The sequence below is a fragment of the Methylovulum psychrotolerans genome (genome assembly GCF_002923755.1).
GTDB classification, from domain to species: domain Bacteria; phylum Pseudomonadota; class Gammaproteobacteria; order Methylococcales; family Methylomonadaceae; genus Methylovulum; species Methylovulum psychrotolerans.
The window spans coordinates 131,876-155,800 of sequence record NZ_PGFZ01000005.1 but is presented as its reverse complement, the minus strand read 5'-3'; the positions used below and the strand labels follow the sequence as shown (position 1 = coordinate 155,800).

At 51.6% G+C, this 23,925-nt stretch carries 20 protein-coding genes; 11 read left to right on the top strand and 9 right to left on the bottom strand.

The window, feature by feature from the left end; all coding sequences use genetic code 11:
* Positions 1 to 187 precede the first annotated feature (187 nt).
* Positions 188 to 2,410 (top strand): CHASE2 domain-containing protein, encoded by a 2,223-nt coding sequence (locus AADEFJLK_RS12570; RefSeq protein WP_103974522.1) that lies wholly within the window; start codon positions 188 to 190, stop codon positions 2,408 to 2,410.
* 95 nt (positions 2,411 to 2,505) lie between these two features.
* Here the strand turns inward: AADEFJLK_RS12570 and AADEFJLK_RS12565 are convergent, their stop codons facing one another.
* Entirely contained in the window at positions 2,506 to 3,732 is a 1,227-nt protein-coding gene (locus AADEFJLK_RS12565; protein WP_088620060.1) for an aspartate kinase, read from the bottom strand.
* Between the two features lie 189 nt (positions 3,733 to 3,921).
* Entirely contained in the window at positions 3,922 to 4,587 is a 666-nt protein-coding gene (locus tag AADEFJLK_RS12560; protein WP_103974521.1) for a thiopurine S-methyltransferase, read from the bottom strand.
* Between the two features lie 633 nt (positions 4,588 to 5,220).
* Here AADEFJLK_RS12560 and AADEFJLK_RS23935 point away from each other — a divergent pair.
* Positions 5,221 to 5,610: a glycine zipper family protein gene (locus tag AADEFJLK_RS23935; RefSeq protein WP_088620062.1), complete on the top strand. Its 390-nt coding sequence runs from the start codon at positions 5,221 to 5,223 to the stop codon at positions 5,608 to 5,610.
* Between the two features lie 159 nt (positions 5,611 to 5,769).
* On the opposite strand, the gene AADEFJLK_RS12550 is transcribed toward AADEFJLK_RS23935, so the two are convergent.
* Positions 5,770 to 6,114, bottom strand: a complete 345-nt coding sequence (locus AADEFJLK_RS12550) for an NrtR DNA-binding winged helix domain-containing protein (RefSeq protein WP_249028039.1) — start codon at positions 6,112 to 6,114, stop codon at positions 5,770 to 5,772.
* Between AADEFJLK_RS12550 and AADEFJLK_RS12545 the strand changes: the two genes are divergently transcribed.
* Positions 6,101 to 6,406 (top strand): hypothetical protein, encoded by a 306-nt coding sequence (locus AADEFJLK_RS12545; RefSeq protein ID WP_249028038.1) that lies wholly within the window; start codon positions 6,101 to 6,103, stop codon positions 6,404 to 6,406. The genes AADEFJLK_RS12550 and AADEFJLK_RS12545 overlap by 14 nt on opposite strands.
* Before the next feature lie 88 nt (positions 6,407 to 6,494).
* Here the strand turns inward: AADEFJLK_RS12545 and truA are convergent, their stop codons facing one another.
* A complete protein-coding gene (gene truA / locus AADEFJLK_RS12540; RefSeq protein ID WP_103974520.1) occupies positions 6,495 to 7,325 on the bottom strand; it encodes a tRNA pseudouridine(38-40) synthase TruA in 831 nt (276 codons plus the stop codon).
* Between the two features lie 156 nt (positions 7,326 to 7,481).
* Here truA and AADEFJLK_RS12535 point away from each other — a divergent pair, with 156 nt between their 5' ends.
* A complete protein-coding gene (locus AADEFJLK_RS12535) occupies positions 7,482 to 9,032 on the top strand; it encodes a cation:proton antiporter family protein (protein WP_103974519.1) in 1,551 nt (516 codons plus the stop codon).
* A 206-nt stretch (positions 9,033 to 9,238) separates the two neighbouring features.
* A complete protein-coding gene (locus tag AADEFJLK_RS12530; protein ID WP_088618881.1) occupies positions 9,239 to 9,937 on the top strand; it encodes a TSCPD domain-containing protein in 699 nt (232 codons plus the stop codon).
* Positions 9,938 to 10,053: 116 nt separating this feature from the next.
* On the opposite strand, the gene AADEFJLK_RS12525 is transcribed toward AADEFJLK_RS12530, so the two are convergent.
* The 4 genes from AADEFJLK_RS12525 to leuS form a co-directional block, all read right to left on the bottom strand.
* Positions 10,054 to 13,623 carry a transglycosylase domain-containing protein gene (locus AADEFJLK_RS12525; protein ID WP_103974518.1) on the bottom strand — a complete coding sequence of 1,190 codons (3,570 nt, stop codon included), beginning with the start codon at positions 13,621 to 13,623 and terminating at the stop codon, positions 10,054 to 10,056.
* A 67-nt stretch (positions 13,624 to 13,690) separates the two neighbouring features.
* Complete coding sequence (gene holA, locus AADEFJLK_RS12520) at positions 13,691 to 14,713, bottom strand: DNA polymerase III subunit delta (protein ID WP_103974517.1); 1,023 nt, start codon at positions 14,711 to 14,713, stop codon at positions 13,691 to 13,693.
* A 1-nt stretch (position 14,714) separates the two neighbouring features.
* A complete protein-coding gene (locus AADEFJLK_RS12515) occupies positions 14,715 to 15,209 on the bottom strand; it encodes an LPS-assembly lipoprotein LptE (protein ID WP_103974516.1) in 495 nt (164 codons plus the stop codon).
* Positions 15,210 to 15,220: 11 nt separating this feature from the next.
* Positions 15,221 to 17,809 (bottom strand): leucine--tRNA ligase, encoded by a 2,589-nt coding sequence (gene leuS, locus AADEFJLK_RS12510; protein ID WP_103974515.1) that lies wholly within the window; start codon positions 17,807 to 17,809, stop codon positions 15,221 to 15,223.
* Between the two features lie 82 nt (positions 17,810 to 17,891).
* Between leuS and AADEFJLK_RS12505 the strand changes: the two genes are divergently transcribed.
* From AADEFJLK_RS12505 to AADEFJLK_RS12490, 4 genes are all read left to right on the top strand, one after another.
* Positions 17,892 to 18,377 carry a zinc ribbon-containing protein gene (locus tag AADEFJLK_RS12505; protein ID WP_103974514.1) on the top strand — a complete coding sequence of 162 codons (486 nt, stop codon included), beginning with the start codon at positions 17,892 to 17,894 and terminating at the stop codon, positions 18,375 to 18,377.
* Positions 18,378 to 18,447: 70 nt separating this feature from the next.
* Positions 18,448 to 19,230, top strand: a complete 783-nt coding sequence (locus AADEFJLK_RS12500; protein WP_088618875.1) for a ParA family protein — start codon at positions 18,448 to 18,450, stop codon at positions 19,228 to 19,230.
* A gap of 18 nt (positions 19,231 to 19,248) precedes the next feature.
* Positions 19,249 to 20,391 (top strand): GNAT family N-acetyltransferase, encoded by a 1,143-nt coding sequence (locus AADEFJLK_RS12495; protein WP_088618874.1) that lies wholly within the window; start codon positions 19,249 to 19,251, stop codon positions 20,389 to 20,391.
* A gap of 88 nt (positions 20,392 to 20,479) precedes the next feature.
* Complete coding sequence (locus tag AADEFJLK_RS12490; RefSeq protein WP_088618873.1) at positions 20,480 to 20,650, top strand: rubredoxin; 171 nt, start codon at positions 20,480 to 20,482, stop codon at positions 20,648 to 20,650.
* Here AADEFJLK_RS12490 and AADEFJLK_RS25120 read toward each other — a convergent pair.
* Complete coding sequence (locus tag AADEFJLK_RS25120) at positions 20,647 to 20,823, bottom strand: hypothetical protein (protein ID WP_157679058.1); 177 nt, start codon at positions 20,821 to 20,823, stop codon at positions 20,647 to 20,649. The two genes, AADEFJLK_RS12490 and AADEFJLK_RS25120, sit on opposite strands and share 4 nt — an antisense overlap.
* A 67-nt stretch (positions 20,824 to 20,890) precedes the next feature.
* Here AADEFJLK_RS25120 and AADEFJLK_RS12485 point away from each other — a divergent pair, with 67 nt between their 5' ends.
* Together AADEFJLK_RS12485 and AADEFJLK_RS12480 are read left to right on the top strand one after the other, a co-directional pair.
* The gene (locus tag AADEFJLK_RS12485) at positions 20,891 to 22,585 is read left to right on the top strand and encodes an ABC transporter ATP-binding protein/permease (protein WP_103974513.1); all 1,695 of its coding nucleotides are present in this window, start codon (positions 20,891 to 20,893) and stop codon (positions 22,583 to 22,585) included.
* Between the two features lie 80 nt (positions 22,586 to 22,665).
* Positions 22,666 to 23,787 (top strand): glycoside hydrolase family 5 protein, encoded by a 1,122-nt coding sequence (locus AADEFJLK_RS12480; protein WP_103974512.1) that lies wholly within the window; start codon positions 22,666 to 22,668, stop codon positions 23,785 to 23,787.
* Positions 23,788 to 23,925: the final 138 nt, after the last annotated feature.

The window sequence follows — 23,925 nt, the reverse complement described above, 5'->3', positions numbered from 1 at the left end:
AAGTAGCGGAAATCCTGCCATAATAAATGACTTTGGCATATTATCAAGGCAAACCTGCCTAAACCTCAAACCGCAGCCCTCATAACAAAAACGGGGGACGCTTAGGACTCGGCATTTACCAGACAGGTTTTATTGACATACTTATTACCCCATTCCTTAGCCCATTCTTTCAAACAGCTACCTACCGATGCAATTCAGTAATAAATGGTTATCGTTTTACCGGATTTTGCTCTGTATGGGCATCACCTTAACCCTCATACTCAATATCGCCAACAAACTGCCGTTGCCGACCTTGGAACGTATGGAGCATATCCTTTACGATTTGCGCCTAAGCAAAACCGTCGTTAACACCATAGACCCGCGCATTGTCATTGTCGCCATTGACGAAGCCAGCCTTGCCCAAGAAGGCCATTGGCCCTGGCCCCGTGACAAGGTCGGCTATCTGGTCGATATGCTGTTTGACTATTATGGCATCAAACTGCTGGGTTTTGACATGACGTTCTCAGAGCCGGACACCAGTTCCGGCATTAACACCTTCAACCGCCTTGCCGACCAAGAACTGCACAATGATGCCGCCTTTTTAGCGGCATTTAACAAACTAAAGCCGCAACTGGCCTACGATGAGGTATTCGCCAAAAGCTTAAGCCGCCGCCCAGTGGTGTTAGGCTACTATTTCAGCCACATCCAAGAAAAATACCCCGAAATCGGCCAATTGCCATTGTCAGTCACCTCAACCGCCACCCTGCCCTTTAGCAACCTGTTAGATAGCCCCAAAAGCTATGTGGCGAACTTGCCCGAATTACAGACCGCCGCCGCCTCAGCAGGTTTTTTTGAAAACCCTTATATCGACAAAGACGGCATCTACCGGAAACTGCCGCTGCTGCTTGAATACAAAGGCCAGCTCTACGAATCCCTGGCCTTAGCCTTATTTAGAAGCCTGCTCAATTACCCGCCCATCCAATTTGAGACCAGCGAACAATATGGCAACAGCCGCTTAGAAAGCTTGCACATTGCCGGCATCCGTGTCCCCGTTGACGAAGCAGCGGCAATTTTACTGCCCTTTCGTGGCCGCGAAGGCTGCTTCACTTATATCTCCGCCACCGAAGTCCTCAACGGCACAGTCGACAAGGCTAAACTCCAAAACAAAATCGTCCTGATCGGCTCCACCGCCGTCGGCTTATTAGATTCACGCGCCACCCCCGTCCAGCACATCTATCCGGGGGTGGAAATGCACGCCAATATTCTGAGCGCCATGCTCGACGAAACCATCAAATCGCGCCCCAACTATATCGTCGGCTTGGAAGTGATCGAATTGGTGCTGATTGGCCTATTGATTATCTTTGTGTTTCCGCACCTGTCCGCCGCTTGGTCGGCCATTGGCTTTTTAGCGATTTTATCCGCCAGCGTTTGGGGCAATATTTATTGCTGGACACAGATGGGCGTGGACACCATTTTGGCCGCCCCTCTCGTACAACTGTTCTCGCTCTATGGCATCCAGATATTTTTTGGCTTCTTCCTGGAAAGCCGGAAAAAAAAGCACATTAGCGCCATGTTTGGGCAATACATCCCACCCGAACTGGTCGAACAAATGAGCCGTTCGGACGAAGCCTTCACCTTACAAGGGGAAAGCCGCAAAATGACCGTGTTCTTTTCTGACGTACGCGGCTTTACCAGCATCTCCGAAACCCAAGACCCCAAAGCCCTCTGCGAAATCATCAACGCCATCTTTACCCCCGCCACCCACCTGATACACGAAGCCAACGGCACCATCGACAAATATATCGGCGATGCCATTATGGCGTTTTGGGGCGCACCCATGCACAACCCCCAACACGCCTCAAAAGCCATACAATCCGCCTTGGCTATCGTCACCATGCTGGGCGCGTTACAAAAGGAATTTATCAATCGAGGTTGGCCCATCATTGATATGGGCATAGGCATTAACACCGGAACAATGAATGTCGGCAACATGGGCTCGCAATTCCGCATCGCCTACACCGTCATGGGCGATGCCGTCAATTTAGGCGCCCGCCTGGAAGGCCTGACCAAACAATACGGGGTAAAAATCATCGTCAGCGAAACCACCCGCCACGACGCACTCGAATTTGCCTACCGCGAATTAGACCGCGTCCGCGTCAAAGGCAAACAGCAACCCATCACCATCTACGAACCCCTAGGCCTGATAGACACTATCAGCCCCGAACAACACCAGGCGTTAAACAAACTGGATGCCGCCCTACACGCTTACCGCCAACAGCAATGGCCAGCCGCCACCGGGCTATTTACGGCTTTAGCCGGGCAATACCCCCATGACAAACTCTACCAGATATACTTAGAGCGCATTGCCTTTTACCAACAAAATCCGCCCGCCGCCGATTGGGATGGTGTAGAAACCCATACCAGCAAATAGCCTTTTATAAACCTACCCTCCAGAAATGCCGAAGGGGTAAAAAACCGTAGCTTCTTACCCCTTCCGAAAACCCATCTGCCAGCGGCAAAGCGGATTTAAGCCCCTACAGGCTGATCCAACTTAAATGCCGCATGTAAGGCCCTGACCGCCAATTCCATATACTTTTCGTCAACCACCACCGAAATTTTAATTTCCGACGTGGAGATCATCCGAATATTGATACCCTCAGAAGCCAAGGTTTGGAACATCGTACTGGCGATACCCGCATGGGAACGCATACCCACGCCGACAATAGACACCTTAACAATACCGTCATCACCCGTGACCTTTCTCGCGCCCAAGTCACCGCAGGTTTGCTCCAAAATAGCTTTGGCACGTTGATAATCGTTGCGGTGGACAGTAAACGTAAAATCAGTAGTCGCATCGTCGGCAATATTTTGGACGATCATATCCACTTCAATATTAGCATCGGCAATCGGCCCCAAAATTTTAAACGCCACGCCCGGCAGATCCGGCACACCCGTAATCGTCAGTTTTGCCTCGTCCCGATTAAAGGCGATGCCCGAAATTAAAGCACTTTCCATTGATGATTCCTCGTAAGTAATGAGCGTACCATTACCCTCTGTAAATGATGATAAAACACGCAGGGCAACACTGTATTTGCCCGCAAATTCGACAGAACGGATCTGTAAAACCTTTGAACCCAAACTCGCCATTTCCAGCATTTCTTCAAAGGTAATGCGTTCCAAACGGCGGGCTTTCGGCTCAACCCTAGGATCGGTGGTATACACGCCATCGACATCGGTGAAAATCAGACATTCGTCGGCCTTTAACGCCGCCGCCAACGCCACCGCCGTGGTGTCCGAACCGCCGCGCCCTAAAGTCGTGATATTGCCGTCCTCGTCAACGCCCTGAAAACCCGCCACGACCACAACCTTACCTTCATTAAGGTGGGCATGGATACGGCTATCGTCAATCTTGCGGATACGCGCCTTGGTATGGCTGCTGTCGGTCAAAATCCTCACCTGTCCGCCCGTATACGAGCAAGCGTCACAACCTATCTCATGCAGCGCCATGCTTAACAGCGCCACCGTCACCTGCTCCCCGGTCGAAATCAAGACATCCATTTCCCTCTCGGTAGGCTGCACCTGCATTTCTTTTGCCAAACCGATCAAACGGTTGGTTTCGCCGCTCATCGCCGACACCACCACCACTATCTGATCGCCCAAGGCCTGGGCTTTTTTAACTTTTTCAGCGACCGCCTTAATACGTTCTACCGTACCTACCGACGTGCCACCAAATTTATAGACATAAAGTGCCATTTTTAAACCTGTTAATGTGATTTGCTGCGAAGAATACGAAGACCCTCTCCGAACCCGCTATGGTAAAAGGTTTTTGGATTTTATTAAACAATTATGACAAGCGCGATGCTTTAAAAGCCGCGTAAACCAATCAAACCAGATAGCCTGTGCGCCCCGTCAACACAAAAAAACCACCCTCTTTAACCGCATTCATTTGCTGGAAAGCCGATAAACCTTGTATTCGGTACGCTCTGGCGGCTGCTCCGGCCATTCTGGATTGCGCTCAAAAACACTTTCCACATGCGTCAACTCAATAGCGAAACCTTCTGCATACAAAGCCGTAATCTCTTCGCCAACCCCCAAGGCCTCACCCAAAGTCTCATCCGCTTGTGCATCTTCCGTCGTCAGCAAAAAAACCTGGGCGGCCTGCGATACAATCGCCTGCAAATGGGCAATGTAAAGCATACGGATCGCTTCCGGCAAAGCCGTCAGCGCGGCGCGGTCATAGACCGTATCAATCTGCCCAAGCTCCGCCAGTGTCAGGGAGAAAAAATCCCCGCACAGAATACTTAAGCGGCCCTGCCGCCATAAGGTAAACTGCCCTACCCGCCGCCGCGTAGGCTTTAAATGGTTCTCCCGAAAAAACGCCCGGACGGCAATAGGGCTTAACTCAACACCAATCACCTCATGCCCCTGCTGTGCCAGCCAGATCATATCCAAACTCTTACCGCACAACGGCACAAACACCCGGCTACCCCGCACCAAACCAAGGCCAGGCCAAAACCGGATAAGTAACGGGTTTACCGATTTTTGGTTAAAATCCGTCTGCTGATCGCGCCAGCACTGCAACCAAAGCAAATTGTCCCGACTGGTCATAATGACTCCAACGTCAACGATAGTGTAGAATGTCAGAGAATGCCCTTAAATGGGATAAAGACATCAAGAGGAATGAGCAAGTATCTTATTGCATCATAGCACCCGAAGAACCAAATTCAGCCTATTGAACAATCCTTGCAAGACAAATAAGGCAATTTAGCCCACTGATTGAACCGTATTCATGGCTATTTGTCAGATAATCAACCTCACCGCCGTTTCCCTGTTTCCAAACCCGCCAACGTTTCGATTCGGATTGACAGCCGCCACCAGTAAAAAACAAGCCCAATTTTAATGCCTCTGCCCGGCCAAAACCGCTCTCCCTATCAATACCCCCCTGATTAACGGAAGCTTAAAAGTAAATGACGACAAAACACTTTTTTTAATCTTCTCTTAATCTTTTACTCAGCTTAAATTCATCTTCGCAGCTTACACTGTCTTTGCATCGTGAATTAACCTGCCCACGCGCTTGAAAAAGCCCCGTGATTTATTGTTAGGAATACCCGCCGGAACGGGTTAGCTCAGGAATATCGCCCGCATTTATGACATAACAGACCGATAAATGCGGATTAATCTAAAACACGTTATAAGCATAGACTTATAAATATTAATTTATAGCCATTTTTGGAGAACATCATGAAAACAACTTATTTATCAACAATAGTCGTGCTTTCTGCATTAGCCACTGGCTGTGCATCCATGAGCGGCTGGAAACCTGTTGTCGATCCCCGTATGGATAGACATGCAGAAACCGTTGGACGCGACATGGGAGAATGCAAGGCGCTGGCTGAACAAGCATCGGACATCACAAAAGAAATCGCTTTAGGCGCTGGTGTCGGCGCGGTGACTGGTGCCGCAGGTGGCGCAGCCGTTGGCGCTGTCGCGGGCAGTGCGGCCACAGGCGCGGCAGGTGGTGCTATTTTGGCCATTCCCGCTGGCTTGTGGGAAGGTTATCAAGCTAACGAGAACTTTAAACGGGCATTCAAAAACTGTATGCGCCAGCGCGGCCATACCGTCGTCAATTAAAGACAGGCTTAAACACCGTTCCTGAAAAAAACTGACCTTGCTTGCGGGCGTAGCATCAGACAACCCATAAAAACGGTGTGCCTGATGTGTACGCTCAATACCTGCCAAAATGCAAACATTTTGGACAAGCCATAAAAAAGCCTATACGCCCCAACACACTCAATCTTCCAAATTACGCACAAACGTATAACTGTCAGAGGCCTGTTTCATCCGGTATAAAGTGGCCGGACGGCCTCCTTCCGAACGTTTTTCTCCGGTATCCAGCAATAATTCCGCTTGCTCGATGCGGCGGATGCGGCGGCGGAAAGACTTTTTCTGCAAGCGTTTACCGATCAACACCTCATGCAAGCGCTGAAGCTCCGGCAGTGTGAAGGTTTCCGATAGCGCGTAGGCGGGCACAATCGAATAAAGCGCCTTTTGCCGCAGACGCTCCCGCGCCAAACCAATCATGGCCTGATGGTCGGAAGCAAAGACTAACAACAGCCAACAGATGCTGGCGGTCAATGACCTGTTTATCGGCCCGAAAAGCCATACCTCGGCCCACTACCGACTATCATGGAACGGCCAAGAAACCCAATCATCATCAGGAATTATCATTGCCACAGGTTTCGGCTCAACAGGCTGGTTCCAGTCGCTCCTTGCCGGTGCCTTGGGGGTTTCAGGCACTACATCCCATCCGCTCAAAGAGGGCTTTGCCTGGCACGAAAAACGCCTACAATTCACCGTCTGCGAACCGTTTCCAAGCCGAAGGCTGGTTTTCTCAACCATTGATGCCCATCCTCCAAAATTTCGATAATCGATATGTCCAAAGCCCCTTTCACCGTGCCAATTTTGCCTTTGCGGAACAGTGTCTCTAAGCGGCGAACAGACAACAAGTTCAATACCTAAAGCCCAATAGATTTGTTAGCCCAACCGTCATCAAAGCGTTTGGCATCGTCGGGTAACTGTGCGAACACCGGATTTTTTACCAAACCAAACTGTTTCGGGTAATACACCCCACCCAAATATAAGCCTTGGGGCGGTGCGGTGCGGGCGGCCAGTTTGCGGTCTTTGGCAGCCAGTAAAAACTGCGTCCAAGTGACGGGTTGCTTGCCCATGCCTATTTCCATCAGCACCCCGGCAATATTCCTGACCATGTGGTGCAAAAAGGCATTGGCGGAAATATCCATAATCACTTGGTCGCCCTGCCGATAAACCGTAATAAAATACAGCATCCGCCTAGGGCTTTTCGATTGGCAACCTTGCGCCCGGAAGGACGTGAAATCATGCTCGCCTAGTAGGGCTTGTGCCGCTTGGTGCATTTTTTCCGCATCTAAAGGTTGCGGACACCATGTCGTCTGCTGGTACAGCAAAGCCGATTGGGTGGCGCGGTTACTGATAATGTAGCGGTAATAGCGGGCGATGGCGCTGTAACGGGCATGAAAACCCGCTGGGGCGGGTTGCGCCCAAAGAATCCTGACATCATTCGGCAAATGGCTGTTACCGCCCAAATGCCAAGCCTGCAAAGGCCGTTCCGCCGAGCTGTCAAAATGCACCACCTGCTCTAAGGCGTGTACGCCGGAGTCGGTGCGTCCGGCGCATAACACCGTGACCGGATGCTGGGCGATGTTGCTTAACGCCTGCTCCAACACTTGTTGGACGCTACACGCATGGGCTTGCGCCTGCCAACCGTAGTAAGCGCTGCCGTTATATTCTATGCCGAGGATAATACGCATTAATCAGATAATCAGAGGGGAAAGTTAAAACCGTCTATTTTAAACCACCCAAGCCTAGCAGTGACGATGAATTCAACCGCGCTTTTTAGTGCCAGCCAAATCTGTGGCTTCACGCTATAATCACCGTATCACTTACCCGAATCAGGAGCAGTCACTATGGAATTAGAGTTAATTTTGGTAGGTACGGCGTATCTGGCAGGCTTAATCACCAGCCGCTTATATTTCCCGCCCTTGGTCGGCTACCTTATCGCCGGCTATGTTTTACACGCCCTAGGCATCCACCCCGACGCTACCTTGGCGCATCTGGCAGATATTGGTATCCAACTGCTGCTGTTTACCGTTGGCCTGAAACTGAAGCTACACTCATTATTAAGGCGCGAAGTGCTGAGTGTCGGTGGTTTGCATTTGCTGATCGTAACGGCGGTGTCGGTGGGCATTTTCTTTGCCTTAGGCGGCCATTTGTCCGGCGGGCTGGTGCTGGGGATTAGTTTGGCATTTTCCAGCACGGTGTTGGCGATTAAAGTGCTGGAAGATAACGGCGAATTATCCACCCTGTACGGGCGGGATGTGCTAAGCATTTTGATTTTGCAAGATATTGTCGCCATTGGCCTGCTGGCTGTCACCAGCGGCAAACAACCGACTCCGTGGGCATTGGGGCTATTGCTGCTGCCCTTATTGCGGCCTGTTGCCTACCGCTTCCTGAATGCCAGCCGTGCCGCCGAACTGAAATTGTTGCTGGGGGTTTCCTTAGCGTTGGCGGGCGGCATGTTGGCGGAAAAAGTCAGCATTTCCAGCGATATTGGCGCGTTACTGATGGGGGTCATGTTGGCGGGACACCCTAAAACCGATGAGCTGGCCGCTAAATTATGGGGCTTAAAAGAGGCCTTTCTGGTGGCGTTTTTCCTGCAAATCGGTTTGACCGACTTGCCCGGTTATGACGAACTGATACAGGCTTTATGGCTGTTGGCGGCCTTGCCTTTACAAGGCTTGCTGTTCTTCACCTTATTTTTGTTGGTCGGATTACGCGCCCGCACCGCCTTCATTTCTTCGCTGGCTTTGATGACGTACAGCGAGTTTGCCTTAATCACCGCCTCGGCAGTGGTTGATGCCCATTGGTTGCCGCCGGTTTGGGAAGCGACCATTGGTTTGGCGGTCGCGTTGTCGCTTGCGGTCGCCGCGCCCTTAAACCGCGTTTCCCATCGCTTATTTGCCCTGCTCGCGCCTTTTTTAACGCGCTTTGAGCGCCAAACCAACCACCCCGACCGCTTACCGGGCAGTGTCGGCATTGCCGAATGGCTAATTATCGGCATGGGGCGCACCGGGTTATCGGCATATCAGGCCTTTTGCCAACAAGACAAGCGGGTTTTGGGTTTGGATGCCGACCCGACCGTTTTGGAAGCCTTATTAGCGGAGGGCCGCCGGGTCATTTATGGCGATGCGGAGGATAACGCGCTCTGGGAGAGCCTACCCCTAAACAAAATCAGGGGGATTATCCTTGCTGTCCCCGATTTTGAGCTACGCGCCTTAGCAATTACCCAACTGCAATTACGCCAGTTCCAAGGCCATATCGGCACCGTGTGTCTCCTGGATGATGAAGAGGCAAAGTTACGCGCCTTAGGCGCTGACTTTGTGATACACCCTTTTATTGAAGCGGGTACGCAACTGGCGGCGCAACTGTTAAGCAGTCCGGCGGCGGACAAAACCTAAACCTTGGTTTACGCTATAAAACCGCCCGCCATAACAGCAAAATAATAGGCATAATTTAGGCTTTGCCTTGAAATTTACTCTATATAATCTATATTTTGTGTTAATCTTTGTTTTTTTAACTATATGCAGTGTTAGCTTGGCCTAAAGACCAGCAAGTCCGCTTATCAATAGCCCGCTAAACCCTAATAACTGATCCCGACAATATTATGATCCAGCAAATTAATAAAAAAATCACCGGTTATAAAGTCTTGACCCCTAACACACCGGCAAGCAACGAAGACGAGAATCCGGTCCAAGAATCCATACCCGGGCTGGAAAGTATGCACGAAAACATGGCGCGGCCAGAAATTTTGTACGGCTCGACCTACAAAATCAAAACCCCGCAGTCGGAACACGCGCTGTATATCACCATTAACGATATGATTCTCAACTTAGGCAGCGAACATGAAGAGCGCCGCCCTTATGAGGTGTTCATTAACTCGAAAAATATGGAGCATTTCCAATGGGTATTGGCCTTGACACGGGTCATCTCGGCGGTGTTCCGCAAAGGCGGCGACGCCTGTTTCTTGGTGGACGAGCTTAAGGCTGTGTTCGACCCGCGCGGCGGCTATTTTAAAAAAGGCGGCGTGTTTATGCCGTCGCTGGTCGCGGAAATCGGTTGCGCCATTGAGTCGCATTTAAAAAATATCGGCATGTTAAAAGACACCGAACTGGATGCCCACCAAAAACAGTTTTTGGCGGAAAAACGCCGCGAATTTAACACCCTCCATGCCGAAACCGCTAACCAGGACGATTCCAGCTTTCCTGCTAAAGCCTTATTATGCGGCAAATGCCAAACCAAAGCCGTGGTGCTGATGGACGGCTGCATGACCTGCCTGAATTGCGGCGAGAGCAAATGCGGTTAAAGACAGGCTACAAAACCCGTTAACCAGTCCGACCTTTCAGGTTTTAGCAACCTGAAAGGTCGGCGGCGGTTCGGTTTGCGGTCTCTTGACCATAAACGCTAACCGCCCCTGCCGCCCTAAGGCGCTGGTGCAGCTGGCGGCACTGCCGCTGGCTGCGGCTTAGGTGGCTTAACGACAGGTTTGGCCGGGGCTGGTGTGGCCGCTGGTGGCTTAACAGGTTTAGCTGCTGGCTTCACTGCCGGACGGCTAGGCACAATCACGGGGATGTTAACCGTCGGGCTGGGCTTGGGTGGTTTGGGTAACGGTTTCACCACGGGTTTAGTCGCCGCTGGTGTGGCCGGGATTATCGGCTTCACCACTTTTGGCTTGGCCACAGGCGGCTTATTTTCACCGTTAGCATCAACTTCAGGTACAGAGGGTTTAACGGTTTTAGGCTTAGCTGTCACTGGCTTAGGGCCCGCCTTAACTGCCGCCGGAGTGGCGGAAGGCGTTAAGGATGCCTTAGGTGGCGATACTTTTACAGGCTTAGGCTTAGTCGGTTTATGTATCGGCTTGGCGGCTTCCAAGGGCTGCACGGTTTTCACGGCGGCGGGTTTGGCCGCTTCGGTGATAGTTTTGGCATCCATATCCTCAGACACTACAGGTACGCTCATCCCCTCTTCGGTTTTCAGGCCTTCGCCTCCAGGGGAGGTATTAATCAGTGGCGATAAAGTCGGCTTAAGGTGGCGCATGATCTGCACGGGCAAGGAACTGGTAAAATGATAGCTACCCGCATTTTCTCCGGCCACATAAGCGGTAATGACCCCGAAGAAACGCTCGCCAATAAAGAACGTAAACACCGCCGCGCGGCTGACAAATTTCGATTCGATTAAGCGCCCGCCTGCCCCCCATACTTCTTTACGGTGGTCGCCCGTACCCGTTTTACCGCCCACCGCTAAAGGTTGTCCGGCGAGATTAGTATAAACACCCCTCAAGCGCGAAGCCGTACCGCCATCCACTACACCGATGAGGGCTTTTCGTGCGGCAATGGCGATTTCTGGGGCAAACACCTGCTGGCCTTGGCCAAGGGTTTTATGCAAAACCGTTTCATACGGTGTGCCTTGGGCAAAGTGCAGGCTGTCAAAACGCACTATCGGCAATTTTCTGCCGTCATTGCGCAGAATGCCCATCAGTTCCGCCAACGCGACGGGACGGTCGCCGGACGCACCGATGGAAGTCGCATAAGAGGGGGTCAGTTCTTCAAAAGGATAACCGACTTTTTGCCACGCCTTGTGGATCTCCCGAAACGCCTCAATTTCCAATAAGGTCATAATACGCCGTTGCTGGGCGTTTTTGCGGCCATTTTTAAATAACCAACGGTAGACATCCTGGCGTTGTTGGGCACTGGCCGCCATCATGTCATCACGGTCAATTTTAGCGTTTTGCACCAAATAACCGACCAACCACAATTCCAGCGGATGGATTTTGGTGATGTAGCCTTGATCCTGCAAATCGAAGTGCTTAACCGTGTATTTGTCATACAGGCTATAAATATCGTCATCGGACAACTGGCTGCCTTCAAGCCGCTGGAGCAAGAACTTTTTTAACGCCTGCTCATCGGCATCAGGGTAAACCGCCCGGAACAGCATGGCCAGCCGCGACGGCTTGGCAAGCACCCTATTGGCCAAAATTCCGAAAGCCTCTTCCGGGGTTTTGTCCTGATATTTATTATAAAAACGCTGCAAGTAGACGCTGCCCTCATTATCGGCAAAGCGGTGCAGGTATTCTTTGCGGCGCGTGTCGTCAGGGCTTTCCAGCCAACGCGCCAAACCGTCCGGCTTATAGAGGTGATGGTACACTTCGTCACGCATCAGCCGGATAAACACTAAATTGACCGAATCCCGCAACGCGTCGCGGATGGACATGATTTTACCGTTGTCGGTGTTGCTGAAATTGCTGAAGGTATGCAACCCGCCGCCAGTAAAAAAGCTCTCCCCAGGGCTAGATGAGTAACGCCTGTCTAAGGCTTTGTCCAACAAAGTCTGTAGGTCAATTTGCGGGTTAGCGGTCAGTTGCTCGATAACCCATTGGGAGAGGTAGTCACGCGGATGTAAAGGAATTTGGCGTAAGGCGGCAGCGGGCCGGTTTTTATAATTTTCGTAAATGTCGGCCAGCAATTCCAGATAATGCACCATGGTGCGCAATTTGGCGGTGGAGCCTAAATCTATGCGGATACCTTCGTTAATGTCCAAAGCTTGGTCGTAGTTGTCGGTTTGGACGCGCAACAGATTGCCGCTTTGCCCGCGTTCAAACAGCATCAAGCTATAGACGATCGGGGCCAGCTTGGTATTTTCGTTCAGCATCCGCTTGCCTAACAACCCGGCCGCTTGGGCATATTCCGGCTCGCCCAAGCGCCGCAACTCCTGATTGACCGCCTGTTGGGTATTAAAATCCAGCGTGGTTTGCACGGTCAAATCCAACCTGTCCAAATCATAATTAGATTTGACGCTCAACATTTTCCCCAAGCGGCTACGCAACACCGCTTGGGTTTTTTTCTCGGCGGCAAATTTACTGGGAATGATAGCGGCTTTACTCGGACGCAGCGTCGTCTCACGCAATGCCGCATCGCGCAGGGCATTGGAAATTAGGCCTTGTTCCGCCAAAATCCGCAAATAGCTGTTGGTTAGGTTTTGCAGGGCATCAAAACCTGGCCCCAATAAATAAGTAGGCCGCCGTTGCGACAACAAAATCCCCAACACTTGCCGATAGGCTTGCGCCTGTTGTGGGCTGACACGTTTTGCCGCTAAAGCCCTAGGCGACAGCAATTTATTAATTTCGTTAAAATCCGCCCCAAACCAAGCCGCCAAACCATCACCTAAGCCATGGATTTCGCCGGATTTTGGTGTTGCCGCCAGCGGCATGGAGTTTAGGTAAGATAAGGCGATTTCTTGGCGCATGGCGCGGGTATCAGGGCCTTTGAGATAAGCCCGCACCGAAGCCGTGCCCATTTGCCGGAATTTATCGACAATAGAATTGGTATAGCCGTTTGGGGAATGGCGGTATTTTTCGATTTGTGTCGCCAAGGTACTGCCGCCCGGCACGGTACTGCTCGCCCCTAGCTTATGTGCCATCAGTTGCAAACTGGCAAAACCCAACCGATCCCACTCAATGGCCGGATTGACTTGAACGTTCTGCTCATTGAGCAACTCACGGTTTTCAATAAACAATAAGGTATTGAGGATGACAGGCGGCACCGCGTCGAAATTCGGATACCCATAAGCCGGATACATCGCTTTGAACACCAATTGGTTACGGCGGTCAAGAATGCGCAGGCCTGCTTGGGTTTTTTCATGATAAATGGTGAACAAGCCATAGTCGACCAGTTCCGCCATCATGGGCGAAAAATCTGCCTGGGCGGTGATGTCATAACCGGCTTTTTTTAAGCCATCAATGGTTTCAGGTAACAAGGTGTAACCTAGCCGTTGGTCATAAGGGCCAGATTTCGGATAGCGCACGGAATTACTCGATCCGTTGACGAGTTTAAAACTGAGTTGTTTGCTGATCTGGGAAAGATACTGCGCCTGATATTTTGACGTTTTCACTTCCTGCTGCACCAACCGGGCGATAACCGCTATCACAACGACCAACACAACGACAATGTAAATTGTCAGAACCCGCTTAACTAATGAGTGTTTTTTTTGCTTCACGCGCCTTTTCCGTTACAACGAAAGAACAGGTTCTTTTTCACTTGCCATAACCCCCCATAAACCCATCCTATTGTTGCTGGATAACGGGGATTGACGCTAACATCAGCGCTAACGCCCGCAACGTTTCCCAGACATCGCCCGCTTGCTGGCCCTTGCTTTGCCGATCTGCCCTGGCGCTTAACACCAGCACTTGGCTTAACTCATTTTCAGCCACCCTGTGCAAGGCTTCGCCCACTAAGACCTTGCGTTTATCCCAGATTTGATTGTTTTTAAACGCCGTCTCCAAGCTCTGCCCCTGCGCCAACGCCCATTTTATTTTCATCAGTGTCCTGGCTTCGCGCAGGATAGCCCATAACACCACTTGCGGGGCGACCCCTTCGGCGTGCAGGCCTGCCAACACTTTTAAAATCCGGTTGGCCTTACCCGCCAAAATGCTGTCCATCAACTTAAAGACATCATAACGGGAACTGTCCGCGACAGCGGCTTCAACTTGTTGGACGGTCAGCGCACCATTGCCATACAGCACATACAATTTTTCAATTTCTTGCGCCGCCGCCAGTAAATTGCCTTCAATGCGCGAAGCCAATAAGCGCAGGCCCGCCGCCTCAACCTGTAAGCCGCGCTGTGCCAAGCGCTGTTGCAGCCAGCGCAATAAATCCTGGCCTTCTAAAGGCCATATTTGCATGACCACACCCGCTTTATCTAACGCCTGAAACCATTTTGTTTTCACCGATTCCTTATTGAGTTTACCGGCGGTTATCAGTAATAACGAGGTGTCAGGCAAACGCTCACAATAGGCCATTAACGCCTTCGCACCTTCCATGCCAGGGGTACTGGCGGACAACCGTAACTCGATAATTTGTTTATCGGCAAAAATGGACATGGAATCCGCCGCCAAGCTGAGCTGCCCCCAAGCAAAACCTGCATCAACAGAAAAGACTTCGCGTGAGGTAAATCCGGCCTGCCGCGCCGCCGCCCTGATGGCATCGGCCGCTTCGCCTATCTGGAGAGGTTCGTCACCACTGATAAAATACACTGCCGCCAAACGTTTTTGTAAGGCGGGGTTCAGTTGTTCAAGCCGTAACTGCATCTTATTTTTTGTCGGTAGCCAAACTGAGCCGGATACGGTCTAGCATTATCCGTACCGCTTGCTGGAGCATTTCGTTACGGATAACCTGCTGCTCGTTATCCTTGGCGACAATATCTTGCTGATTATTAAAATATTCGCGCTTAATCTCCACAGGCAAGCCTTCCAGCACGACCACCCCGTCGGCTTTAACCAGGGTATATTGCAGACGGTAGTACAGTTCCAACTCGTTAGAGCGGCCTCTGGCACTGAGCGACAACACCCGTTGGTCGCTAATTTCATTAGCCACATTAATGACGACACCGGCAGCTTCTGGGCTTGTGGTCAGTTCACCGGAAACCCCACGCAAGACTTTTCTGAATTGCTCACGCAACTGCATGGACGCACCGTTCAGATAGACTTTTTTCAGGCTGTCCGGCAAATCGACCGCACCGCGCAAATGATAGCCACAGGCGGCCAACAGTAAGGCTACGACCACAATAAAGGCTTTAGGTGCCATCACTTTATCCTTTAAATAACGATATTCACCAGTTTTTTAGGCACGACAATCACCTTTTTAATCGGGGCATTGTCAATAAAACGCACTATATGCTCATCGGCAAGGGCTTTGGCCTGCACTTCGTCGTTAGCGGCATTGGCCGACACGGTGACTTTACCACGCAGCTTACCATTAACTTGCACCATAATCTCCAACTCATCCTGCACCAACGCCGATTCGTCCGCTTGCGGCCACGCTTGTGTCACCACCGCCCCGTCATGGCCCAAAGCCTGCCATAAGTGGTGGCAAATATGCGGCACGATAGGCGACAGCATCAAGACGATCGCTTCCAAGACTTCTTGGCTAATCGCTTTGCCATTGGCCGAATCGTCGGTAAATTTCGCCAGCGTGTTAATCAGTTCCATATTCGCGGCAATGGCGGTGTTGAAGATGGTACGCACACCGACATCATGGCTGACTTTTTGGATAGTTTGGTGCAATTGCCGCCGAACGGCGCGTTGCTCGGCGGTTAAGGCGGCTTTATCGACCGCTACCTGGCTTAAGCCAGCGCTCACATGCAGGTAAACCTGCCGCCACAGCCGTTTCAAAAACCGTGATGCGCCTTCGACACCACTATCGGACCACGCTAACGACTGTTCCGGCGGCGCGGCAAACATGATGAACAGGCGCACGGTATCGGCCCCGTATTGGTCAATCAGCACTTGCGGGTCAACACCGTTATTTTTCGATTTGGACATTTTTTCAATATTGCCCACCGTGACTTCCGAACCGTCCGCCGCCAATTTGGCGCTGATGATCTTGCCCTTCTTATCGCATTCGACCTCAACCTGAGTCAAATTATAATACTGTTTATGGCCGTGGCTGTTGATTTGATAAAAAGTTTCCGCCACCACCATGCCTTGGGTCAGCAATTTTTTAAATGGCTCATCACAGGCCACCAAGCCTTCGTCACGCAGCAACTTGGTATAAAACCGCGCATACAGCAGATGTAAGATCGCATGTTCGATACCGCCAATATAATAATCGACCGGCAACCAATGGTTAACCTTAGCATCCAGCATGGCCGTATCCGGCTGGCTGGCAAAACGGGCAAAATACCAAGACGACTCCATAAACGTGTCAAAGGTATCGGTTTCGCGCCGTGCGGGCTGGCCGCAGGTCGGGCAAGTGGTCTTGGAAAAGGTCGGATGCGCCACCAGCGGCGATTGCGAACCGTCCAACACCACATCGCGCGGTAAAGTGACAGGCAAGTCTTGCTCAGGCACAGGCACAGTGCCACAGCCGTCACAATAGATGACCGGAATCGGCGCCCCCCAATAACGTTGCCGCGACACGCCCCAATCACGCAGACGGAAATTGACCTTACGCAAGCCCTTACCCGCTTGCTCAAGGGTTTCGGCAATACCGACAAAGGCCTGTTCAGAGCTTAAACCGTCAAACGGGCCGGAATTTTTTAACACACCTTTGGCGGTATAGGCCTGCTGTGCACAATCGGCCTCGTCGTCACCCGGTTTGGCGAAAATCACTTGTTTGATGGCAATGCCGTATTTTTGCGCAAATTCATAATCGCGTTGGTCGTGCGCGGGTACAGCCATAACCGCACCTGTGCCGTAGCCCATCAGGACGAAATTGGCAATCCATACCGGCACTTGTTCGCCAGTGATGGGATGCAGGGCGTAGAGGCCGGAAGCAATACCGCGTTTTTCCATGGTCTCCATGGCCGCTTCTGACGTTTCCATCAGCTTGCATTCGTCGATAAACGCCTGGATGTCCGCATTATCGGCAGCCGCCGCCAACGCCAGCGGGTGTTCGGCAGCAATGGCGAGATACGTCACCCCCATTAAGGTATCGGGGCGGGTGGTGTAAATCCGCACCGCCTGATCACTGTCCGGCAAGGCAAAATCCATTTCCACGCCTTCCGAACGGCCTATCCAATTCGCCTGCATGGTCTTGACCTGCTCAGGCCAGCCATCCAGCGTCTCTAACGCCGATAACAGCTCTTGCGCATAATCGGTGATCTTTAAAAACCATTGGGCAATTTCTTTACGCTCGACCTGAGTGTCGCAACGCCAGCAACAGCCGTCTATCACCTGCTCGTTCGCCAAGACCGTCAAATCGTTAGGACACCAGTTAACCGGAGCGGTCTTTTTATAGACCAGCCCTTTCGCCAGCAATTTTAAGAACAGCCATTGTTCCCATTTATAGTATTCAGGGTCACAAGTGGCGACTTCCCTATCCCAATCATAACCGAAGCCTAAGCGTTTGAGCTGGTCGCGCATATAGTCGATATTGCTGTACGTCCAATCGGCAGGATGTACGCCGTTTTGCATGGCGGCATTTTCGGCAGGCAAACCAAAGGCATCCCAGCCCATAGGCTGCAAGACGTTTTTGCCGAGCATCCGTTGATAGCGGCTAATCACATCGCCTATCGTGTAATTACGGACATGGCCCATGTGCAGTTTGCCGCTAGGATACGGGAACATGGATAGGCAGTAATACTTATCCGCAGGCGAAGATTCCGAAGCTTTAAATACGCCTGAGGCGGCCCAGACATTTTGTGCGTCTTGCTCAATGATGAGCGGTTGATAATTTTCTTGCATCCTTCTCGTCTTTTACCGATCAAAAGCGTTAGAATACCGTACAGTTGCTTAAATCTAAAGCGTCATTTTCAGGAGTTGGACTATGAATAAAAATAATCTTATCAATGCATATCTCGATTTAATGGGACATCTTTACGAAGTCATGGACGATACCTTGCATTCGTTTGCCGACAGCTTGGATATTGCCAAAGAAAAGATAAGCAAAGTCAGCGACTTGACTAATGAAGAGCTGGACAAGGTCGGGCATTTCCTCAAGCGCGACGTGGAACATGCCGCACAAGGCTTAGCGGGCGATGCGGATAACGAATCCTTAAGCGAGTGGTTTAAATTTGACGTGCAACTGTTGGAAAACTTCACCTTGGATGCGTTTCTAGGTTTGGCCGACAAAACCCGCATCGAACTAGCCAAGCTGGAGCAGTTAGCGACCAAACACGTTTACCATAGCGGTGACATCACCAGCCCAGGCACCTTTATCTGCGACGCGTGCGGCAAAGAAATCGCCTTTAAGGCCGCCAGCGAAATCCCCGAATGCCCGGCTTGCCATAGCAATACCTTTGTCAGAATCTGACCTAAACCCTTAGCAAGCCCCCCAGCGGGGGCTTTAAAGCACAAATTATTAATTTAAAACAGGAACAACCATGCGTAGAGTGATTTTCAATCAAAAAGGCGGGGTCGGCAAATCCACCATCACCTGTAATCTGGCGGCAATCAGCGCCGTTGAAGGCAAACGGACTTTAGTGATTGATTTAGACGTACAAGGCAACTCTACGCAATACCTGTTAGGGGCGAAAGTCAGCGAGAGCGACAAAACCATCGCCCTTTTCTTTAAAAACTGCCTAAGCTTATCCCTATTCGGCGGCGGCAATAACGATTCGGGTTTGGAAACCATCATCCATGAGACCCCCTTCCCTAACCTGTTCGTTATCCCCTCGCACCCTGAGCTTGACCCCCTACAAAGCCGCTTAGAAGCCCGGTTTAAAATCTTTAAACTCAAAGAAGCTCTGGAAAAACTCCAAGGCTTCGACAATATCTTTATCGACACCCCGCCGATTTTAAATTTCTACAGCCAATCGGCATTGATTGCCGCCGAAAAATGCCTGATTCCGTTTGATTGCGATAGCTTTGCCAGAGAAGCGTTGTACACGCTGATGCAATCGGTCGCCGAAGTCAAGGCCGACCATAACCAAAACTTGTCAGTAGAGGGCATAGTCGTCAACCAATACCAAAAACAAGCGAACTTGCCACGGCAATTGGTCGAAGAGCTGATCGCCGAAGGCCTACCCGTCTTGGCGGCGATGATCTCACCATCGGTGAAAGTCAGGGAATCGCATTCCGCCTCGCAACCGCTCATCCATTACGCGCCTGCCCATAAACTCAGCGACGAATTCCGCGCCCTCTATGCCGAACTGCATAGCCTGTAAGTTCTTGTTGGCCAAGCCATGCGGATACAGCAGCTAGATAGCCTAGCCCACGTCGAAGCCGCCGCCTGGAACTGCCTGGCGGGCACGGCCTATCCGTTCCTGCGCCATGAGTTTCTGCTCGCCCTAGAACAATCGGGAGCCGTGTCCGACAGCACCGGCTGGCAGCCCCAACACTTATTGCTCAGCGACGCGGACGGGCTGTGCGCCATTATGCCCTTGTACCTGAAAAACCATTCGCGGGGTGAATTTGTTTTCGACCAACAATGGGCGAATGCCTACCGCCAACACGGCCTGAACTATTATCCGAAATTACTGGCCGCGATCCCCTTCACGCCCTGCCCAGGGCCGCGCTTTGCGGTCAGGCCGGATATTGACCCAGACCGCGCCCTGCAACTGCTCTTGGCCGCGTGCCAACAACAAGCCCAACAACAGGGTATTTCTTCGTGGCACTGCCTGTTTCCCGAAGCGGGACAACTGGCGCAACTGCAACGCCTGCCCGTCAGTATCCGTACCGGCGTACAATTCCAATGGTTTAACCCTGGTTACGCTGACTTTGAGGCATTTTTACAAACCCTTAATGCCAGTAAACGCAAAATGCTCAAACGCGAACGCCGCCGGGTCGGCGAACAAGGCGTGGTGCTGCAACAACTAGCTGGGGCCGACATTAGCGACGCGCAATGGCGGGTGTTTTTTCAATTCTACGCCCTCACCTACCTGAAAAAAGCCTCGCAACCCTACCTGAACTTGGCGTTCTTCCAACAAATCGCCCAGACCATGCCCGAACAGCTCCTAATGGTAATCGCGCTTAAAGACGGTAACCCCGTCGGCACGGCCTTAAGCTTTATCGGTGCCGACACCCTGTATGGCCGCTATTGGGGCTGTTACGAAGAATACAATTCCCTGCATTTTGAAGCCTGTTACTACCAAGGCATAGACTACTGCATAGCACACCAACTCGCCCGCTTCGATTCCGGGGCGCAAGGCGAACACAAAATCGCCCGTGGCTTTACCCCCGTCACCACCACCTCCGCCCATTGGCTACAAGACGCAGCCTTTGCCGAAGCCGTCGACGATTTTGTCCGGCGCGAGCAGGCGGCAGTACAGGTTTATAAAGCCGAGGCAAGCACTTACTTGCCTTTCAAAAAGTGCGGCACAGATTAACATTGAAAATCACACAGGAAATGTTACATTCAAATAAGCCCACCACCGTTGCGGTGGCCTGTTCTTTAAACCATAATGAGGAAACAACATGTCTGATTATAAAAAATACGAATGTGAAGTCTGCGGCCATATTTATGACGAAGCCGAAGGCGATCCAGATTCTGATATTGCCCCCGGCACACGCTGGGAAGATGTGCCAGAAGACTGGCGTTGCCCAGACTGCCGGGTCGGCAAAGAAGATTTTGTGTTAATGGCTTAACGTGCTAACGGCATGGGTTTGCCGCCATCCTGCAAAAAAAATGCAAACCCATAGCCTACTAATTTAAAAGACGACACCTTGATAAAAATAGCTAAACGCAGTGCAGATGCGGCCTTGACAACAATAAATAAACGCCAACCAGCACACGCTACGTTTTTACCTTCATTCAGCACCGCACAGGATCAATAATAACCGACAAGCAAGCCTGTGCAGATGCTACCTTTACTTGGAGTAAGGCTTATGCAGTTTAAAAATGGATTTTTCACGCAATTTTTACACCTGGCAGGGCCGTTCTGGTCTGGGGAAAACCGCACCGAAGTCCGTCGGCAAACCCTGTTTCTGATTGGCCTGACCATTTTGCAAATGGTCATCGCTGTCCTGATTACCGAATGGAGCGCGGCTCTGTTTAATGCCCTAGAGCAGCATTCCATGTCGGGCCTACTGCAAGAAATGGCTTTATTGGTGCTGATTTTTATCGCCAATATGACCGTTACCGTCAAGCACCTGAAAATCAAACGGCAGTTGCAAATCGGCTGGCGGGAATGGCTGACCGGACAAGTCACCGAACGCTGGATGCACCAAGGGCGGCATTATCAGGTTACCCACATCAAAACCGCCCGACACGACAACCCGGACGGGCGCATTGCCGAGGATATCCGCATCGCCACCGAAGATGCCATTACCCTATGCCATACGCTGTTCTACAGCCTGCTGTCCTTGGCCAGTTTTTCGGTCATACTTTGGGGCATTTCCGGCACTGTTACCTTGGATTTTGGCCTGTTCACCTTCACCATCCACGGCTATCTGGTATGGGTGGCGATCATTTATGCCGTCAGTGCGTCTTTCTTGGGTTGGCGGATTGGCCGCCCGTTAACGAAAGCAACCGATGCGCGGCAGACGGTCGAAGCCGACTTCCGTTTCGATTTGGTCACCGTCCGCGAAAACTCCCAAGCGATTGCCTTGATTAAAGGCGAAGCCCAAGAGCGCAAACGGCTACGGAATTTGTTCGACGACATTATCCGTGCCTATCATCGGCAAACCCAAGCCATGGCGAACATCATCCTGTTCTCGTCCGGCTACTCGGTACTGTCCATGGCCTTCCCGGTACTGGTCTCCGCGCCACGTTACATCTTGGGCAACATTAGCTTGGGTAGCCTGATGCAAGCGGTGCAAGCCTTCCAACAAACCACCTCAGCCCTGTCCTGGCCTGTTGACAATATGTCGGCGGTCGCACAATGGCGGGCTTCGGTCGAGCGGGTGCTCAGCCTGATGCAAGCCTTAGAAGACTTGGAGCAAGAGCTCGCCCGCCCCGACCCTTACCGCATTGTCCTGGAAAAATCCGAGCAACCCATCCTGCGCTTCCACAAGCTGTGCATAGGCAAACTCGACCGCATGGTTTGCATGTCGGTCTTTGATGAATTCATTCGCCCTGGCGAACACCTGCTGATTACCGGCGATACCGCGACCGGCGCGAAACTGTTTAAAGCGGTCGCCGGTTTATGGCCGTGGGGTGAAGGCCGTATCGAACTGCCCGATGACGAACCGATGTTTTTTATGCCGCCCCGCCCGTATTTGCCCACGGGCCGCTTGCGTGATGCCATTTGCTACCCCGATGAAGCGGACACCCTGAAAACGGGTGAATTGGAACAGCTCATGGAGTGGGTCGGCCTTAAAAACCTGACCGAACAACTCGAAAAAACCGACATTTGGTATAACGCTTTGGCACGCGAACAGCAGCAACGCCTAGGCGTGGTGCGGCTATTGCTGAAAAAACCCAAATGGATTTTGTTACAAGAAGCTTTTGATTCCTTGCCGCCTGATGGCGAAACCGATATGTACCGCCTCATCAGCCAGCAACTGCCGGACGCGACCCTGCTGACCATCAGCAACCAGCCGACCGCCCACGCGTTCCATCAGCGGCGGATCACTTTATAGCCTTCTTAAAGCCGGCAACGGCGGTGAATAATGCGGCGACGCCTTGGGCATAGCCGCCCTAAATGATGAGGAGAGTTAACATGCACACCACTTTCACCAACCCATTGGGCAAAAAATTGCGCGGGGTTAATCTTGGCAGTTGGCTGGTCATTGAAAAATGGATGGTACCCAGCCTCTTTGAGGAACTAGCCGCTACCGACGAAACCTCGTATTGTGTTGAATTAGGCGATAAGGCCGAAGCCGCACTGACCCGGCACTGGAACACCTTCATCACCCGTGACGATTTTGCCTGGATAGCCGCGCGGGGCCTTAACGCCGTACGTATTCCGGTGGGGCATTGGATTTTTGGCCCCGACTACCCGTACCATCCCGCTTACGGCGATAAGCCATACCCCTTTGTACAAGGCGGCATTGCCATACTGGATCGGGCATTTGTTTGGGCCGAAGAACTTGGCCTGCATATTGTCTTGGATCTACATGCCGCCCCAGGTTGCCAAAATGGCTTTGACAATGGCGGCATCAAAGATGTGTGCGAATGGCATACCCAAACCGCTTATATAGACCATTCTTTAAGCGTTTTGGAGCGGCTGGCGGCACGTTACCATCACAGCCCTGCCCTCCATGCCATTGAAGTGTTAAATGAGCCGCGTTGGGACATTCCTACCGCATTTTTGCAACACTACAATACCGAAGCCTACCGGCGCATCCGCAGCCATTGCCCGCCCGAACAGGTGGCGGTGATGTTCCATGACGGTTTCCGGTCTTATACCGAGTACAGCGGCTTTATGGCCGAGCCGACGTTTTCCAACGTAATTTTCGACATCCACCGTTACCAATGCTTTGTCCGTGAAGACATTGACCTGGACGTGCAAGGCCATATCGAAAAGTCCGTGGTCGAATGGAACAACGAAGCCGACGCGATTAACCGTGACCGTGGCGTCTCGACGGTGGTCGGCGAATGGAGCTTAGGCATCGATTTGCGGGTCGTATCACTATGGGCAACCGGGCCTTTTAACCATGCATTAGAAGGTCTTGACAGCTTCCAAACCGATGTCGCCTACCGCGCCCACGCCAGCGCCCAACTGATCACCTTTGAAAAATATCTGGGCTGGTTTTTCTGGAGCTACAAAACTGAAACGACGCCGGCGTGGTGTTTTCGGGATAGCGTGGAACGCGGCTGGCTACCCGACAAATTTGCCTGATTAAACCGCTAAGTAAGGCGTTATTTGAAAAAACAAGCATAAATTCATAAAAAAAGAACCCGAAAAGCTTATTTTTAGGGTTCTTTTTTTATGCTAAAAAAATTAAATTTTTCTTTTAAAAACAGCTACATGACATTA

Bases quoted from the DNA above. Each gene is read 5' to 3' on its own strand.
- AADEFJLK_RS12570 (WP_103974522.1), top strand. From the start codon at position 188: ATGCAATTCAGTAATAAATGGTTATCGTTTTACCGGATTTTGCTCTGT.
- AADEFJLK_RS12565 (WP_088620060.1), bottom strand. From the start codon at position 3,732: ATGGCACTTTATGTCTATAAATTTGGTGGCACGTCGGTAGGTACGGTA.
- AADEFJLK_RS12560 (WP_103974521.1), bottom strand. From the start codon at position 4,587: ATGACCAGTCGGGACAATTTGCTTTGGTTGCAGTGCTGGCGCGATCAG.
- AADEFJLK_RS23935 (WP_088620062.1), top strand. From the start codon at position 5,221: ATGAAAACAACTTATTTATCAACAATAGTCGTGCTTTCTGCATTAGCC.
- AADEFJLK_RS12545 (WP_249028038.1), top strand. From the start codon at position 6,101: ATGCTGGCGGTCAATGACCTGTTTATCGGCCCGAAAAGCCATACCTCG.
- truA (WP_103974520.1), bottom strand. From the start codon at position 7,325: ATGCGTATTATCCTCGGCATAGAATATAACGGCAGCGCTTACTACGGT.
- AADEFJLK_RS12535 (WP_103974519.1), top strand. From the start codon at position 7,482: ATGGAATTAGAGTTAATTTTGGTAGGTACGGCGTATCTGGCAGGCTTA.
- AADEFJLK_RS12530 (WP_088618881.1), top strand. From the start codon at position 9,239: ATGATCCAGCAAATTAATAAAAAAATCACCGGTTATAAAGTCTTGACC.
- holA (WP_103974517.1), bottom strand. From the start codon at position 14,713: ATGCAGTTACGGCTTGAACAACTGAACCCCGCCTTACAAAAACGTTTG.
- AADEFJLK_RS12515 (WP_103974516.1), bottom strand. From the start codon at position 15,209: ATGGCACCTAAAGCCTTTATTGTGGTCGTAGCCTTACTGTTGGCCGCC.
- leuS (WP_103974515.1), bottom strand. From the start codon at position 17,809: ATGCAAGAAAATTATCAACCGCTCATCATTGAGCAAGACGCACAAAAT.
- AADEFJLK_RS12505 (WP_103974514.1), top strand. From the start codon at position 17,892: ATGAATAAAAATAATCTTATCAATGCATATCTCGATTTAATGGGACAT.
- AADEFJLK_RS12500 (WP_088618875.1), top strand. From the start codon at position 18,448: ATGCGTAGAGTGATTTTCAATCAAAAAGGCGGGGTCGGCAAATCCACC.
- AADEFJLK_RS12495 (WP_088618874.1), top strand. From the start codon at position 19,249: ATGCGGATACAGCAGCTAGATAGCCTAGCCCACGTCGAAGCCGCCGCC.
- AADEFJLK_RS12490 (WP_088618873.1), top strand. From the start codon at position 20,480: ATGTCTGATTATAAAAAATACGAATGTGAAGTCTGCGGCCATATTTAT.
- AADEFJLK_RS12485 (WP_103974513.1), top strand. From the start codon at position 20,891: ATGCAGTTTAAAAATGGATTTTTCACGCAATTTTTACACCTGGCAGGG.
- AADEFJLK_RS12480 (WP_103974512.1), top strand. From the start codon at position 22,666: ATGCACACCACTTTCACCAACCCATTGGGCAAAAAATTGCGCGGGGTT.